13 protein-coding genes are annotated in these 15,794 nt (G+C 48.0%); 5 read left to right on the top strand and 8 right to left on the bottom strand.

Annotated elements, in window-relative coordinates:
- Nucleotides 1-2 precede the first annotated feature (2 nt).
- Both FYJ60_RS06260 and FYJ60_RS06255 read left to right on the top strand, forming a co-directional pair.
- Complete coding sequence (locus tag FYJ60_RS06260) at nt 3-1,058, top strand: ABC transporter ATP-binding protein (RefSeq protein WP_154457807.1); 1,056 nt, start codon at nt 3-5, stop codon at nt 1,056-1,058.
- Entirely contained in the window at nt 988-2,055 is a 1,068-nt protein-coding gene (locus FYJ60_RS06255) for an ABC transporter permease (RefSeq protein WP_330579130.1), read from the top strand. Before FYJ60_RS06260 ends, FYJ60_RS06255 begins: the two co-directional genes overlap by 71 nt.
- A 159-nt stretch (nt 2,056-2,214) precedes the next feature.
- Here the strand turns inward: FYJ60_RS06255 and FYJ60_RS06250 are convergent, their stop codons facing one another.
- Entirely contained in the window at nt 2,215-2,559 is a 345-nt protein-coding gene (locus tag FYJ60_RS06250; RefSeq protein ID WP_154457806.1) for an MGMT family protein, read from the bottom strand.
- 356 nt (nt 2,560-2,915) lie between these two features.
- Here FYJ60_RS06250 and FYJ60_RS06245 point away from each other — a divergent pair, with 356 nt between their 5' ends.
- The gene (locus FYJ60_RS06245) at nt 2,916-4,241 is read left to right on the top strand and encodes an IS1380 family transposase (RefSeq protein ID WP_154457805.1); all 1,326 of its coding nucleotides are present in this window, start codon (nt 2,916-2,918) and stop codon (nt 4,239-4,241) included.
- A 126-nt stretch (nt 4,242-4,367) separates the two neighbouring features.
- On the opposite strand, the gene FYJ60_RS06240 is transcribed toward FYJ60_RS06245, so the two are convergent.
- Nucleotides 4,368-4,835: a hypothetical protein gene (locus FYJ60_RS06240; RefSeq protein WP_154457804.1), complete on the bottom strand. Its 468-nt coding sequence runs from the start codon at nt 4,833-4,835 to the stop codon at nt 4,368-4,370.
- Between the two features lie 474 nt (nt 4,836-5,309).
- On the opposite strand from FYJ60_RS06240, the gene FYJ60_RS06235 reads away from it, so the two are divergent.
- Nucleotides 5,310-6,305, top strand: a complete 996-nt coding sequence (locus FYJ60_RS06235; protein ID WP_154457803.1) for a hypothetical protein — start codon at nt 5,310-5,312, stop codon at nt 6,303-6,305.
- Between the two features lie 144 nt (nt 6,306-6,449).
- Here the strand turns inward: FYJ60_RS06235 and FYJ60_RS06230 are convergent, their stop codons facing one another.
- Genes FYJ60_RS06230 through FYJ60_RS06215 form a run of 4 tightly spaced genes read right to left on the bottom strand, consistent with a single transcriptional unit; the run spans nt 6,450 to nt 12,093 of the window.
- Complete coding sequence (locus tag FYJ60_RS06230; protein ID WP_205838986.1) at nt 6,450-8,132, bottom strand: serine/threonine protein kinase; 1,683 nt, start codon at nt 8,130-8,132, stop codon at nt 6,450-6,452.
- Nucleotides 8,122-9,945, bottom strand: a complete 1,824-nt coding sequence (locus tag FYJ60_RS06225) for a serine/threonine protein kinase (RefSeq protein WP_154457801.1) — start codon at nt 9,943-9,945, stop codon at nt 8,122-8,124. Before FYJ60_RS06225 ends, FYJ60_RS06230 begins: the two co-directional genes overlap by 11 nt.
- Entirely contained in the window at nt 9,945-11,399 is a 1,455-nt protein-coding gene (locus FYJ60_RS06220; protein ID WP_154457800.1) for a hypothetical protein, read from the bottom strand. Before FYJ60_RS06220 ends, FYJ60_RS06225 begins: the two co-directional genes overlap by 1 nt.
- Nucleotides 11,392-12,093 carry a metallophosphoesterase family protein gene (locus tag FYJ60_RS06215; protein ID WP_154457799.1) on the bottom strand — a complete coding sequence of 234 codons (702 nt, stop codon included), beginning with the start codon at nt 12,091-12,093 and terminating at the stop codon, nt 11,392-11,394. Before FYJ60_RS06215 ends, FYJ60_RS06220 begins: the two co-directional genes overlap by 8 nt.
- 297 nt (nt 12,094-12,390) lie before the next feature.
- On the opposite strand from FYJ60_RS06215, the gene FYJ60_RS06210 reads away from it, so the two are divergent.
- Nucleotides 12,391-13,770 carry a hypothetical protein gene (locus FYJ60_RS06210; protein ID WP_154457798.1) on the top strand — a complete coding sequence of 460 codons (1,380 nt, stop codon included), beginning with the start codon at nt 12,391-12,393 and terminating at the stop codon, nt 13,768-13,770.
- Nucleotides 13,771-13,890: 120 nt separating this feature from the next.
- On the opposite strand, the gene FYJ60_RS06205 is transcribed toward FYJ60_RS06210, so the two are convergent.
- Together FYJ60_RS06205 and FYJ60_RS06200 are read right to left on the bottom strand one after the other, a co-directional pair.
- Nucleotides 13,891-14,208, bottom strand: a complete 318-nt coding sequence (locus tag FYJ60_RS06205) for a RuBisCO large subunit C-terminal-like domain-containing protein (RefSeq protein WP_272818876.1) — start codon at nt 14,206-14,208, stop codon at nt 13,891-13,893.
- 207 nt (nt 14,209-14,415) lie between these two features.
- Entirely contained in the window at nt 14,416-15,573 is a 1,158-nt protein-coding gene (locus FYJ60_RS06200) for a uroporphyrinogen decarboxylase family protein (protein ID WP_205838985.1), read from the bottom strand.
- Nucleotides 15,574-15,794 lie beyond the last annotated feature (221 nt).

The raw sequence follows: 15,794 nt of genomic DNA, 5'->3' as shown, positions 1-15,794 counted from the left end.
GTATGAGCAGAGCGTATGCGAAACCCATCATCAGAACCAGCGGCCTGAGTAAAAACTACGGAGATGTGCAGGCAGTAAAAAAGCTGAATCTGGAAATTTATCCGGGAGAAATTTTCGGACTGCTTGGGCCGAACGGAGCGGGAAAGACAACAACCACCCTGATGCTGCTTGGACTTACCGATCCGACCTCGGGGCACGCGGCGATTGATGGGAAAGACTGTACCAGAAATTCTCTGGCTGTGAAAAACGAAGTGGGCTATCTGCCGGATAAGGTGGGCTTTTATCCGTCGGTAACCGGCAGGGAGAATCTTATCTTCAGCGGTATGATGAACGGGCTCGCGCGGGAAGAAGCCGCGCAGAGGGCAGACGAGTTGATGGAACGGGTAGGAATTGCCTATGCGGGAGACCGGAAGGCGGGAACCTATTCCAGAGGTATGCGGCAGCGGCTGGGCATTGCGGATGTCCTGATGAAAAAACCGAAGATTATCATTATGGATGAACCGACGTCCGGCATTGATCCGCAGGGAACGCGGGAATTGACAAAACTGATTCGGGAGCTGGCGGATAAGGACGGGCTGACGATCCTGATTTCATCCCATGACCTGTATCAGATTCAGGCGATCTCGGATCGCGTCGGCATTTTTGTGAAGGGCAAGATGATTGCCTGCGGAAGAATCGACGAGCTGGGCGCGCAGCTTCGGAGCGAGGGGCTGTATATTTTTGATTTCAAGGTGGAGCGAAACGGAGAAAACATCTGGACGGACGCCTTTCAGAAGAGCATCCGGTCGATCCCCGGCGTGAAACTGATTGGGAAAAAGGTGGACGGATCCATTCATGTAGAGGCAAACCGCGACATGCAGAAGGAACTGGTTCGGCTTCTGGCGGATCAGGATTATGTGATCCGGGAGATGCATCAGAGCGGCGGCGATCTGGAGGAAATATACCGCAGGTATTTTGAGCAGGCAGAAAAGGAAGGAGGAGAGAACAGTGGAAGCAGCAAAGACGGAAAACAAAGACGGTTTGGCCGGAATAAAGAACAGCTGGAAAAAATTCATTGAAGAAGAAAACAGCAGTGCGGCGAAAACCAATCGTCATGGGATGAAGATTCTGTATGAGAAAGAGCTCTCTGACCATCTGAATTCCATCCGCTTCCGGATCCTGTTCCTTCTTCTTGCTGTTATTATGTTTATCGCGCTGTACGGGGCAATCGGCTCTATTTCTTCCGCGGCGCAGTCCACAGACGCAAAAACGGCAGCCGCAGCGACATCAGAGTTTATTTTTCTGAAGTTGTTTACAACTTCCGGCAGCAATATTTATTCCTTCTCGACGTTTATCGCTTTTCTGGGACCGCTGGTAGGAATTATGCTGGGCTTTGACGCCATCAACGAAGAGATGGCGCAGGGAACCCTGAACCGTCTGGCGGCGCAGCCTATTTACAGAGATACGATTATTAACGCGAAGTTTTTGGCAGGAGCCACAGCGGTTGCCATCATGATCTTTTCCATCGGAGGAATCGCCGCGGGGTTCAGCATGGTGGCTACCGGACTGATTCCCACCGGGGAACAGATCGCACGCCTGGTGATTTATCTTCTTTTGGCGACTGTGTATATCTGTCTGTGGCTGGCCTGGGCGGAATTCTTTTCCGTGGTCTGCAGGCATGCGGCTACAGCTGCGCTGGCCTGCGTTGCCATCTGGCTGGTGCTGACGCTGTTCCAGAGTCTGATTGCCTCCGGGATTGCCAGCCTGGTTTATCCGCTTACCGGAGCGAATGCGCAGATGAATATGCTGAATAACTATCAGACGCAGATGGCATGGAACAGGGTTTCGCCCTATTATCTGTTCAGCGAGATTACTTCTATCCTGATGAATCCGAATGTGCATTCGACGAATGTTATTTCCATCATGGAGTCGCAGGAGGGCGCGGTCGCAAGCTACCTGACGCTGGGGCAGAGCATGCTGCAGATTGTTCCTCACATCATTACAATGATTGCGGTGGCTGTGGTCGGCTTTGCGGCAGCGTACATCAGCTTTATGAGAAAAGAAATCAGAGCATAAATCATATATTGTGCGTATATGCACAGTGAACGGGGCAATTCTTATGCCGGAAAACCGTTCCTTTCTTTGTGAATACTATCTATAATTACTTCATTGCACGGAATTACCGCATTGCCAGGGTAATGATAGGATGGTCTGTACAAAGGGAGGGACGGTTTTTTACACTTCCTGTTCCTGAAAGTATGACAGGGGAAACTGCTTCCACTGGTACTTTTTCAGATCAACGATTCCATCCGGACAGGGAACCCCATCGGCCTCTAACAGTTCAATCTGCCGGTTCTTTCCGCCGAACGCAAAGGCGGAAGAGACCTGTCCGTTCCGGTTGACAACACGGTAGCAGGGGATATGCTCCGGATCCGGATTCGCGTGGAGAGCATAGCCGACCACCCTGGCCCAGTGCCGGTTTCCCGCAAGGGCGGCAATCTGTCCGTAGGTTGCCACGGTGCCTGCCGGAATCCTACGGACTACTTCATAGATTTTCTGAAAAGAGCTGTTTTCTTTCATTTCGCGGGTTCCCTTTCTTTCAAATAAGTAACTATTCAGCATTCTCATGTGCGAGGAGCTGCGCACCTCACATTGTGGGCGGTCATAGGCGCTGCGCGCCTTGGCCGCCCCGAAAATTGATGGAAATCGGCCCGCACAAGTAAGCTTGTGCCGCCTCTTCACATCGATTTTCAGGGGTGCTGAACAGTTAACCTGAATTATTCACCGCGATGCGGTGATTGCGGCTGAAAGCCGTATAGTTACTGTTGTTACAAGTTTTATTGCTTTCATCTGAAAAGTGAATAGAAAAAGGACCTCATCCTTGGTATGATTAAGGTGTCCTAATCCAAAAACCAAACCTCGAAAGGAAGTCCTTTATGGCAATTGTAAACACCATTTCACTTGAAAGCAACAAACAAATTAAAATAAATTTCAACGGTGGCGATCTTTCTTCTGACGCAGGACTTCTTCTAATCAAGGAGTTTGCTTCCAAAATAGGATTGATACACCTCGTAAAGAAATTTTTTAAAACTACAGATTACACCAAAGTCAGACTGCACACAGATTCAGATAATCTCTTACAGATGATCTACCAGATCATCGCGGCATATTTTGAAGACGACTGTTCCGATGAATTGACAGATGATCCGATTTTTAAGACGGTTCTGGGGAAGGATCGTCTGGCTTCTCAGCCTACACTTTCCAGTTTCTGGAACCGTATGGACGAATCCACTCTGGCGCAGATGGATCAGATCGACTCCCGTATGAGGGAGATCGTCTATTCCATCCAAAAGCCAGAATTCATGCTCTTTGATCTGGATTCAACACTGCTGAATACTTATGGGAATCAGGAAGGCGAAGCCTTCAATTACCACTATCAGGCTCACGGTTATCATCCGCTTCTTTGCTACGACGGTCTTACCGGGGATCTGCTGAAAACAGAACTTCGGGATGGAACGAAATACTGCAGCAACGGCGCAGGCGCTTTTATGGAACCTCTATTAGAAGAGTTTCGCATCAAATATCCGTCCATACAGCGTTATCTTCGCGGAGACAGTGGTTTTGCGTCTCCTGAGGTTTATGAAATCTGCGAAAAAAACGGCTGTAAGTATGCAATCCGCTTAAAGGAAAATGCAAAACTCCGGGAACTCGCTGTCAATGCGGATGATGCGCTTGCGCGTGCAACCAAATACAACGCCGTGGATTATGCCGTAGAATATGGCGAATTCCAGTATCAGGCCGGAAGCTGGTCACATCCGAGACGTGTGGTTTTTAAGACTGAAAAGCCGGCGAATCAGCTGACGCATCTTTATACCTTTGTCGTAACAACGATGGAAATGGAACCATACAAGGTCCTCCAGTATTATTGTGGCCGCGGAAAGATGGAAAACTTCATCAAAGAGAGTAAAAGTGGCTTTGATTTTTCTTCCGTAAGCAGTCACTCCAGAGTTGTTAACGCAAACCGCCTCAGAGTCCACGCTCTGGCATACAACTTATTTAATTGGTTTCGCCGGCTGGCGCTTTCCGCTTCCATGAGGAAGCAGAGAATCGACACCATCCGATTGAAGCTGCTGAAGATCGCTGCAAGGGTGATTCGTTCAGCAAGATATATTACATTCAAACTGTGCAGCAGTTGTCCCTATAAGATGGAATTCTATGAAACGCTTTCTAACATAGAAAAGCTGCAGCCACAGCTGGAATAACAATTGTGAAGCACTTTGACAACTCAGAATCGTACCAGATCATGACAAGAGGATAAGTGCGCTCATTTTTCAGGAGCAATCACCTGTTATCTGCGAAAAGGGTTACAAATTTTTCGGTAATACTGATTAGTACGATTTTTGAGTCGTCATGAATAATTCAGGCCTATTATTGACGTAGAAGGTACGTGTGGTTATTTCTTTGCCACTTTCTTCATCAACATAAGTCACTTTAACAGTGTAATGCGTATTCGTATCTTCCTGCAGCTGATAGTAAACAAAAACCACACCTGAATCCTGACTGTCATTCTTCTTGGAAGAGCGGGCATATACCTTGCTCCCCGTCTCCAGGGTTTTCGGGATTTTATCCTCTGTACCAGTAAACTGGTAGAGAAGCATTCCGTCCTCTGTCATACACTGGTAGATCTTCTCTTCCCTAGTGTCGCTATTCTGGTGGGGCTGATAGATAAAATCCATATTTCCCGTTATCTTTGCACTGTACCCTGTCTGCAGACAGTCTGAGGCGGCGCTCAGTGCTCCCTCTGGTCCGCTGACAATGTCATAATCCGTTTCGTCTTTATAATAGGTAGAACGCACGGAAATTGTTCCAGCTGGTCCAGGTATAAAACCAGCTGAAATTCTTTTTGCCCAAAGGAGCTTTCCTGCTTACTCGCAGTTTCACAATCGGAGCTGGCAACACAGTCGAAACAATGCGGCTGTACTATTTTTCATTTTGCGCTGTCTAACCACAGCAAACGCCGTCACTTCACCTAATTATATGAGTGAACGCATGCTTACTTATTGTTAATAATAGCGCATTTCCTAAATATGAACAACCGAACATAACACAAAATGCTTAAAATCTATTTGTCCATCCTCCTGCCACAATATGTATAAGTCCAGTCGCTAAAGCAGGGCCGGAATTGCATGCAAGCATGCATTCGTCCCTGCTTTGCGACTGGACTTATACATAAAAATTGGCAATTTCAGCGGATAAGATGGAAACATAGAAAAACGCAGAACATTCAGCGGATGGCAGAGTAAAATATGTCATCCAGATAGGAGGAGATTATGACGTTAAGCAATGGTGCGTTAAAGAAATATGTCGGAGATGTTTATTTGATGGAAAAGCTGAAATATAATCAGGAAACAGCGATTCAGAATTTAAAAAGCACTATCCAGAACCTGAACAATACTATGCCTCTTCCGGAGCCGGTGCAGGCGGTCGTACCTTCCCAGAAGGAAAATAAGGCTTTTAAAACCATTTCCCTGGGCGTTGTATTCTTCCTGTTTTCCTCTATTCTGATGGAATTTTTTTCACTGGCTCGAAGCGGCGTCGGCTATGCTCTTTCGGTATGTATGAGCTTTGCCATGCTTGGAAGTACTATTGCTGTGATCAAAGGGTTCTGTGACATAATCAGAAATGTGAAGATTCGTAAGGAAAACAAAAGCATTGACGCACAGAACCAGAAAAACCGGGATCTGTATCTGGCCAATAAGAAAGCCTATGACCAAAGCGTGCGAAAAGCACATACCGCAAAGAAATTAGCGGGTGTTTTACAGAATCGCCTGTATGACCTGCAGAAAGAGCTTGCTGTCATAGAAAAAGATTTAACCCATATCTACAGTTACAATATTATTTATCCGGCCTATCGGAACCGTGCTGCCGTCACTTCTTTTTTTGAGTATCTGTCATCGGGAAGATGCAGCAGTCTGGAAGGTCACGAAGGTGCTTACAATCTTTACAGTATGGAAGCAAGAATGGATCATCTTGCGGAAGGGCAGAATAAAATTCTTTCCCATCTGAATAAAATTGAATTCAATCAGCGTGCTTTGTTCCTTGCGGTAAACAAATCAAGCGAGCAGCTCTGCCAGATGCAGGACGCCATTTCTTCCGTAGATCAGGATCTGCAGAGAATTGCGTCGGCATCGCAGGTTTCGAATGCGCAGCTGGAGAGAATCGCGTGCAATGCAGAAATGATTCAGTTTAACAGCAATCAGATCCGCTCTGAAGTAGAACTCAGGAACCATGTGGATGGGATCTTCGCCTCTCATTATCAATTCTGATTTTATAGAGAGAAATTTTCATCTGCCAGACACCAGCATCACGTAAACATTTTCCCTGTATGCCAATGAAAAGGGCCGCCAATCGCAGCTGTCAGATGTATAAGCAAATGACAGGCAGCCGGCAGCTCTTCCGTATCATGATCTTCAGATTCCATCTTTAAAGGGAATAACATGTACGGTCAGCCCGGAAGAGGCATCGGTATGGAGCATGAGCAGCTTTGCATCTCTTCCCAAATAGAGGCCGGCCACGCTTGCCTGATTCCCCTCTTCTATTTGAGCAGCCATCTCTGAGAAGTCTTCCGGGAATTCTTTTTTGCCTTCCCGGGCACTGTCCGGAAGCCGCAGGCAACTCTGTACAATCTGCAGTGTCTCGTTGCTAATGTCACTCAATGCGGCAAGGTCCTCTGTGTCCTCCTGAAGTCGAATGGAAATCCGATGGATTTTTTCTGAATAGAGATCATAGTTCACAAACACCAGGCAGTCTTTTTCTGGCACAGACAGTCGCTGCGTCTTTAAAAATTTTACCGTGTCTGTTCCATATTGCTCTGTCACCGTAAGATCTGCCTTTTCGGAAACGGTTTCCACATGGAATCCTTCTTTTTCATACCCGGAGAGCAGATCCTCCCGTGTCAGATTCAGAAAATTGACATCACTGGTAAGGTTCAGGGCTTCTGCGTCCGCCTCTTTCAGCTGATACACAATCCCATCTTCTGTCTCTTCTTCGGAAGCAGCATGTTCCTCCAGATATTGCTTCAATTCCGTATTTTTCGCTGAATTCCTGTCATACTCCTGTGCCTGTGTCGGCGGCTCCAGATGCAGCGAATCCGCAAAAGCGGCGGCGGCAGCAACGGAACAGAGAGCGGCGGCGGCCAGGAGAACAGCTGCCGGAAGAAAATCCTTTCTTCTTTTTTGTTCTCTCGGAGCCTGTGTCTCCGCTCCGACTAAGTCGCTCTCCATCTCCCAGACAGACTGGTACCGTTCCTTGGGATTGAGGGAAAGCCCTTTGGACACCAATTTCATCTCCGTCTCCGGTGGGATCTCACATCCAAATTCCGAGGGCAGAAAAAGGGTATCCTGCACCTGCCGCTCCATGGCACTTTCCGGCGTATATCCGGTAAGAAGATAGTAAAAAACAGCAGCAAGCGCGTAGATATCCGTCCAGGGGCCCTGCTTTCCATGCGAATCATACTGCTCCGGAGGCGTAAAACCATCCTTGATAAGAACTGTCATAGTCTTCTGACGGTCCGTGTCAGTCTGGTACACACGGGAAGCTCCGAAATCCATCAGCTTCAGGCGCCCGTCTTTCTGAACCATAATATTATCCGGGCTGATATCTCTGTGCACATACCCTCTTTCGTGGATCGCCGCCACAGCCTCCAGCACGGGAAGCATCTGTTTCCATACCTGAGTAAAATTCAAGAGTTCTCCATGTTCTTCCAGAAACGCTCGCAGCGTAATGCCATCCACGTATTCCATGACTTCATAGACCGTGTCATTTTCCTCAAAATACCCGAGTACTTTGACAACGCCTGTGATCTCGAACAGGGATGCCTGTATTATGGCCTCTTTCAAAAAATCCTTTTTATACTTCAGATACGTTTTCTGCAGCTCACCTTCCGGAGGCAATACGGCTGCGCTCTCTCCGTCTCTGGATGCCATGGCATAAGGAAAAAACTCCTTGATCACAACCCTTTTTTTCAGCTGCAGATCTCCGGCCAGATAAGTAATGGCAAATCCTCCCTGCCCGAGCTTTTTTACGATCCGATATCTTTGATTCAGGATGGTACCAGACGCCAATTCCATAATCCGTTTTTCCTCAATACTCATAGTATCCAAACCATCCGAATAACGCGTCGTCTGTCCTGGAAACATCAAGAGAATAGTTATTAGAATCATCCGAATTCATCGGATCTTCTTTTAAAAACAGACAGCCGCTCCGGTTCGTCTCCCATTTCGCTCCTTCGGATTCGGAGGAATCTTCTTCGTGCCTGTTCTTCTGCCGGTGCGCCGTCGCAAATAATTCTTCTATTTCCGCATCCTTCAGGTATTTTCCCGCGGCCAGATAAGGGAAGACCTCCCGCAGAAAAGCAGCCGCAGCTTCTTTCGAGCCATTGACTGAAAGATGAAGGATCCGGTTGTCCCTGATATCATAGGTGATCTGAATAATTGTGGCAGAATCCGCATCATCCGTCCGGATGTGATAAGTATTCTCTGCCTCACAAGCTGCCTTCAGATCCTGATAATCCGTATCATAAGTCACATCTCCAGAAAACTCGGAGGATGCGACATGGATATTCTGACCATACGCGTACGCCATAACATCCTCAATCAGATCCACATCCGCGGCAAACAGATTGGCCTGATTGCCATAAATGTGATGCTTCCTGAACCAGGATTCCGGTATGGACTGGTAGGTGACATGCGAGTCTGTGGTCGAGGATGGATAAGATTCCAGCGTTTTCCGCAGAGCGGCATCCGCCGGGTAATAGGCATTTTCTTTCTGCCTCTGTGCAGAAACTCTGGCCTGTTGCAGCCGAATCTGAAACGCCTCCACCGGATGCATTCGCAGATAAAGAAAGGATCCCGCTATCAGCAGTCCATACCCTGCCGCCAGAGCAATAGCCGTCCGCTTTAGCAGGGTCTTCTGCCTCCTGCTCAGCCGTCTTCGCTTTGCAGCAAGAAAGGAGGGAGCCATGGCGGCTTGCATCCACGCCTCGCTCCACTGTTTTCTGGTTTCCGGAAGGCGTTTCTGCACATCTGCATCTTCCATTTCCAGACGCTCCATCAGCGTTCCCATCCAGAAAAACCGCTTCGGAATATCCAGCTGCAGACCCTGCAGAACAGCGCTCTCCACACCGGGGTCCAGATCTGTGATATCCCGGATCGGACGTAATTCTTTTCCCTTCTTTCTTTTTTCCGCACTGTACGGACATTTTCCGGTAAGTGCCTCGTACAAAACCGCGCATAGGGCATAGATATCTGTCCATGGCCCGATGATCCCATCTGTCAGATACTGTTCCGGAGCAGCGTAACCGGGCTTGAAGGTCCGATAGTTTCTCTTTTCTTCCGCAAACAGCCAGGAAGAGCCAAAATCCACAATCTTCATCCTTCCCTGGCCGTCAAACATCAGGTTATCCGGAGAAATATCTCCGTGAATACTTCCCTTTTCGTGCAGAAAAGCCAGCCCCTTCATGACAGGAAGAAACAGATTTCGAAGTTCCTCTGCAGGTACCCGGTGATCCGATTTCTGCCGCAGATATTCTTTGAAGGTGCCTCCCGGAAGATACTCTTCTACAATATAGACCGTTCCGTTCGCCTCAAAAAAATCCTTTACGGCGCAGATTCCCGTCTGGTCGTAATCTCCAAAGGTAAATTCCGCTTCTTTTTGAAAGGAGTCCCGGATATGCGCAAATCTCTCCTGCTGGTCCGGCAGCACAGAAACGGTTCTTCCATCCGACTCCCGCACTGCCATCTGCGAGGGAAAGCACTCCTTCAGGGCAGCATTTACCGACAGAACCCTGTCAAAGACAAGATATGTGATGGAAAAGCCTCCCTGTCCAAGCGCCCGGATAATCTTATACCGTTCCAGCAGAATGCTGCCGTTCGGAAGATATCTGTTACTCTCTGCCTGTTCCGTCATTACATCATCCTTTTTCTGAGCATATCACGCACCAGTTCTTTCTGGTGGCTGTAGGAGTTTTCATAAATTCCATATAGGACAGACTCCTTCTGATTTTTCAGCCTGTCCTCTACAAAGAGCTGGAAATACCCAATCGGATCTTCCGCCTTTAAAAAGCCCATGACAAACCGGTCAAACTCCCTGTTTGGTTGAAGCTGTGAAAAGCCGCAGTTCAGGAGGATCTTGTTGAGCCGCGGCACCGTGATCTTATTTTCCTCCGACAGCGACGTTCTGGCCTGTATGAACAACAGATACAGAAGCAGTGTTCTCCTGTTGATATCTTTTCTGCCCAGCAGAAAATCGCGAAATGCCAGTGTGGCCTTTTTCTCCTGCGTCTCGGAATTCAAAAGATTCTCCGCCTGCTTTTCGGAAGCTGTAATTGGGGAAGCGGAATCTTCTCCGGCTGGCGTCGTGGCAGGTTCTTTTTTTCTCGCGTACGCCCTGTCCCGCTGCAGTTCCAGTTCTTCCTCTTTCTCCAGAATCCGGTCTTCCAGGGAATCCAGAATCTGTTTTTCTTCCTCCTCTGTCGTGTCCGGCTTTAAAAGACCAAGCGCCTGCGCAATCTTTCGTTTTGTCTCTGTCGGCCAGCCCTCGATCTCCGGATACATCTCCAGGCACAGTTCCAGCCAGTCCATGGAAATATAGCCGAAATAGTACTGATTCATGGCATCGAAAATTCCACCGGATGTCAGAGACATTTCTCCCAGCAGCTTCTTTTTTTCTTCCATTGGAAGATAGTTTTTTGTGTCAAATTTTGCCGTATCCGCAGAGCGCTGCAGCGGTTTCAGGGGTTTCAGAAAAGAGAGTTCCTCTACTGCTGCTTTCTCCGGATATTTTTCTTCTTCGGAGAGCATTCCTGCCTTCCGGCTCCGGAGAATATCCACCTTTTCGCAGGCAGACAGATAATTTTCTATTTTCTCATCAATATAGAGAAGCGTGTACTTGGAAAAATAATATCTGGCTTTTTCCCGCACGGCACTGAAATTCTCAATGTTCTTAAGCAGGAAATCCATAAAGCTTTCCTCACTCGCCGTCTCCTCCAATTCCGATTGCATTTTCCTTGTGATAAAGGCGGTATTGAGCCCGTTTCCCTCCTGCGTTGACTCCTTTTCCACATAGTCCCGCAGCTTCGAGAGAAGAATGACAGTTCCGGATTTATCCGGATCCGGATGATACACCTGATCACACTGTGTGACCATTTCTCTCCACTCCGCATAGGTCTTCTCATGGTCAAAGCAGTAGATCAGCGCAGCCTCGTAAATATTGCGGGCATACAGTGCCTCGCAGTAGTTTTCCAGCAGCAGTTTATTCACGCTCCGGCTTGTGAGATGCTCCGCAAATCCCTTTCGGATGATTTCCATGCGCCTGCTCTCATTTTCAATGAATTCCACGGACCAGTCTGTTCTGTTATCCATCCTCCACCTCTGTAAAATTCTGATATAAAATTTCCATGCGGTCAGTTACCTGTTTCTCCACATGCCAGTGCCCGGCGTACCATTTGCGGTACGCTGTTTTTTCTTCCAGCTGGTTCATCCAGGCTTCCATAGACAGATCCGGATTTCCTGTCTTCCGCTTCCTCTGCAGACATTCTTTCGGGATATACTTTTCCGGCATGGTGTGCGAGAGAATCAGGTCTGCCTTCCATCCCTGCAGGGCAAGCTGCTGCTCCACATGTCTTCGCTCCGGCTCGGAGAGCTGTTCATCTGCCCACCACGGGAGCCCGTGCTCCAGGCGGTAGGTACAATCCGAACTTGAGGCGCCGTCAATGACAAACGCCTTACGCCCGTTCAGCTCATAGGTCTCCCCGTTTTTGGCGAAAAGAAGATCTGGAAACTCCTCTTCCCGATAGACCAGTCCCCCATAGCGGATTGTTTCCCGATAGCTCTCCAGAGCCGTCGGTCTCCGGTCATGATTGCCACGCAGGCAGAAGAACGTGATCGGGAATTCCTGAAGCTCTTGTTTCAGAATCCGATCCTGCTGTGGATTTCTTCCATTGATTCCGACATCCCCGGTGATGATTAGAATATCTGCTTTGCTGGTCTTTTTCCAGGCACAGAATGCCCGGACACCGGCAAACTGCCGGTGCGTATCGCCACGTATATAAAGCATATTTTAATAGTACTCCCATCTATTGTCTCCTGACAACTATAGCATCTGGTTTTGCCGAAAATGTTTCATGATCAACGTTCCGGGCCTGTGACCTGGTTGTCCTGCAAAAGACCGAATCTGACCTTAAATTCAAGAAAACGGATTCTGACCGAAACAGCCGCCAGCCAGATGGCAACTGAGGCATGGCAAAGGAGTCCATTCTGAAAAAAATGGCAAAACCAGCTTCTATGATAAGAGCATACCAAATGACACACCGTTGATTTCTGAAGCAGAAATCACTTGAGGAGGAGAAATAAGATGAAAAAGACAACGATCACAGCCTTGATTCTTACAGCTGCCGTATTCCTGCCCTTAACGGCATACGATTCTGTCTCCGAAAAGGAAAGTACCCGCACAGTCAAAACCGAGTGGGAAGATTCCAACAGTCCTGCATCCGATTTTCGCAGGGAGATAAACGCTCTGAACGATTCAGACTATGACGAATCCGCGCAGACCACAGAGGAAAGTCAGCAGGAATCTGCGGATGAAGCGGATGATGCTAATTTCTATAGCAATGAGTATGACACGGTTTCTTCTGAGACAGAAGAATCAGCCTCTATCCTGAATGACCAGTATGACCCGACCCAGGAGACAGTGGAAGAATATGTGCTCTCCAGTCTTTCTTATAGCGAGAATACCCCGGTTATCGATCTGAGCAACGGCCTGCAGGAAGCCAAAAACTACTTTGATTCTATCTCTATGAGCTGCCCGAGCGATCTGGTTCTGATTGATGCCGGTACCCTCTCCTACAACACAGTATATTTCGCTATTACTCGTGACTGTTTCTGGATTGACCAGAACACTTATTCGGATTATACAGGAGAGCATTCCATTGGCGGATACATCCCTGTGATCGTAGTTCATTTTACGTATCACACAACAGATCCGGCGCAGATTACTTCAAAGCAGAATGAAATTGCAGCGGTAAGGAATGAAGTTCTGGCCAAGATTCCGGCCGGCGCAGATTGCTGGACAAAAGCCAAAATTATCCATGACGATCTGGTCGTAAGACTTACCTATGACCAGAGTATCAGTCTTCCTTATATCCGCTCTCTGTATGCCATGGTAACCGGAGACGCCGTCTGCGTGGGATATGCAGAAGTCTTTTCCTATCTGATGGAGCAGGCAGGAGAAGCTGCATCGGTTGTTGTTAGTGACGACGAGAGCCATTGCTGGAATTACCTGGACAGTTTTCCCGGAAACGACACCTATATCGACGTGACCTGGGATGATCCGGATGTCATTGAGCCTGACGGGGCTGCCTGTATCCAGTACGATTATTTTGGTCTCACCTATGAGGAATTAAATCTTATAGATTCTCATTACAAGCAGTTTGACTACAGCACGTATTACAACAATCCCGATGTCTTCAACTATAATAAGAGAACTGGCAGCTACTTTGATTCTTATAATTATGAAGCGATCCGAAACGCATTTGCCGTCCAGTACGCAGCCGGAACCAGCAATCTCTCAATCCGCTTCAGCAATTTCGCCGCTTATCAGGATGCAATGGGCTATCTGCTCAGTAACAACTGCGAGATTTTAAATCAGATGATCAACGAAATCGGTTTTCAGTACGGAGACTGTTTCTACTATAATTACAACGACAACACACTCTGCTTTGAGGTTGTGGCGTAAAACACACCATGATTCTGAAAGAGAGACTGCTTAGAATCGTGCACCGCCTGTCACACTACTCAAAAAAAGGCTAACGCATCTAACGCGCCAGCCTCATTGAATTATAAATGCTTCTACTAATTACAGAGCATACAAATTCTTGCTGTGATCCTCTCCGTAAATTCCCCATTTGGCAACCGCCACCTTAAGTTCTTCGGATCCTTTCTCGGCAGCCTCCCGAAGCGGCACATCATTCATACACGCATCAATTGCCTCACGGAACGCCTTTGCACCGGCACGCGGTCCCATCGGATGTGCGTGAATACCGGCTCCTACGCCAAGAAGAATATCATTGCCCGCATCTTTCATGAACTTCGGAACAAGTCCCGGCACAACTCCGTCTCCCACGAATGGAAGCATCGGCTTCACGTCATATATCGGCGCCTTAGCGGTGATCATATTAATGATGTAGTTATCAAACGTAATTTGTTATTTTCGATCTCTTTTGAATCCTGCCCGTCGAGGCTCATTTTCACCGTCCGAAAGGCAGGTTGAGACTCCATTTCAAGTGTTGGCAATCACCACAGACTGACTGCCTGCCCCTCATATTGAAAAAGCCGGAAACGCTGTGCATTTCCGGCTTTTTCAGTCTCGGGCAGTTGCCAATTATTGTTCCTTTGACCTCGATGCGCACGCCTGCTCTGCATAAGCCTTGCGGCTGATTTCATACAAAGCGGCATAGAATAAAGAATTCGGGAACATAGCGCCTGCCATTACCCGGTATTTTCCATAATGGTCAAACCACGCCTGCGCTGCAGCGTAAACCTGCTCAGGAGAGGCATCGGGGGGCAACATGGGGGTGGGACAAGCAAGCACCAACTGACTGTCCTTACATTTTTCCAACATATAGTCGAAGTCATTGATGTTCTGTGGACAATAGAGGTCCACACCGGCCTCGGCATACATTTCAATGAACGCTTCATTTCTCCCACAGCTATGCTGCTCGTAAATCAGACCGTTTTTATGGCAAGAGGCGACGATCCTCTTCAAATATGGAAGAAGCATTTCTTTTGCGGTCGCGGGGGAAAAGAAGGCACTGTTCTGATGGCCCCAATCGTCGTGCATAAGCACGCCGTCAATACTGCAGCGCCCAGCAACCCTTGTAATGTAATCGTCAAAGAAAATGCAGTATGCGTCAAAAAAGCGATGGATACCGTCGTACTGATCCGCATCGATTAAAGCCATAGCGGCTTCGGAAACATTCATCAGAGACATCAGACGCTCCCAGGGCCCATTTAGGACATTTAAGATATTGAATTTGCCATCTGAGAAGTATTGTTTATTCATGGCTTCCATACCGTCCCAGTCCATATCGTCAAGATTGGGGATGGAGACGTACCTTTCCCATTCCGCCATATCCGGGACCTTCGGGGCACCCGGGGCCACGGTGGCACCGCCTGCAGCCGGGACAAATTGCCAGTTGAGATCAAACCAAGCGCTTTTTTGTGTGAGCCCGGGGAATACGCAAGGCTCCTCACCGCCATCGAGCACGAGTCGTGTGGCAAAGTTATCGGGCGTCTGCCTGGGAAAGAATCCGAGAGTGTCGGCGGTCACCATCATGGGGCTGTCCTCCGGGATCCAGAACGGAGTCTGGCCCAAGAACAGGAGCTTCATGTTTTCTTTCGGAGTAATCGGACGATTGAATCTTGGTTCGGTATCCGAAACGGGGAATCCGAAGGCCTTGAACATAGCCTGAAAAGCAGGGTAGACCCTGTAGGTTCCGACAGTTTCCTGCTCACTGGGGTTATAGTCTGGAATAATCATTTTTTTCTTCTTTATAGCTTGCATCTCGCATCATCAGTCTGCAACACGTATTTATTCATCATAAAAATCTACGCTAAATTCTGATACCTGGCCGCTTCATCGATCACCGTAAAAAGATTTCCTCCCGGAGCATAAGCAGACATGACAGCCGCAGCTGGAATAACAATTGTGAAGCACTTTGACAACTCAGAATCGTACCATATCATGACAAGAGGATAAGT

The sequence above is a fragment of the Bilifractor porci genome (assembly GCF_009696005.1).
In the GTDB taxonomy this organism is placed as follows: Bacteria; Bacillota; Clostridia; order Lachnospirales; family Lachnospiraceae; genus Bilifractor; species Bilifractor porci.
Note: the sequence above shows the minus strand (reverse complement) of the source record. Positions and strands in the feature narration are given on the sequence as shown.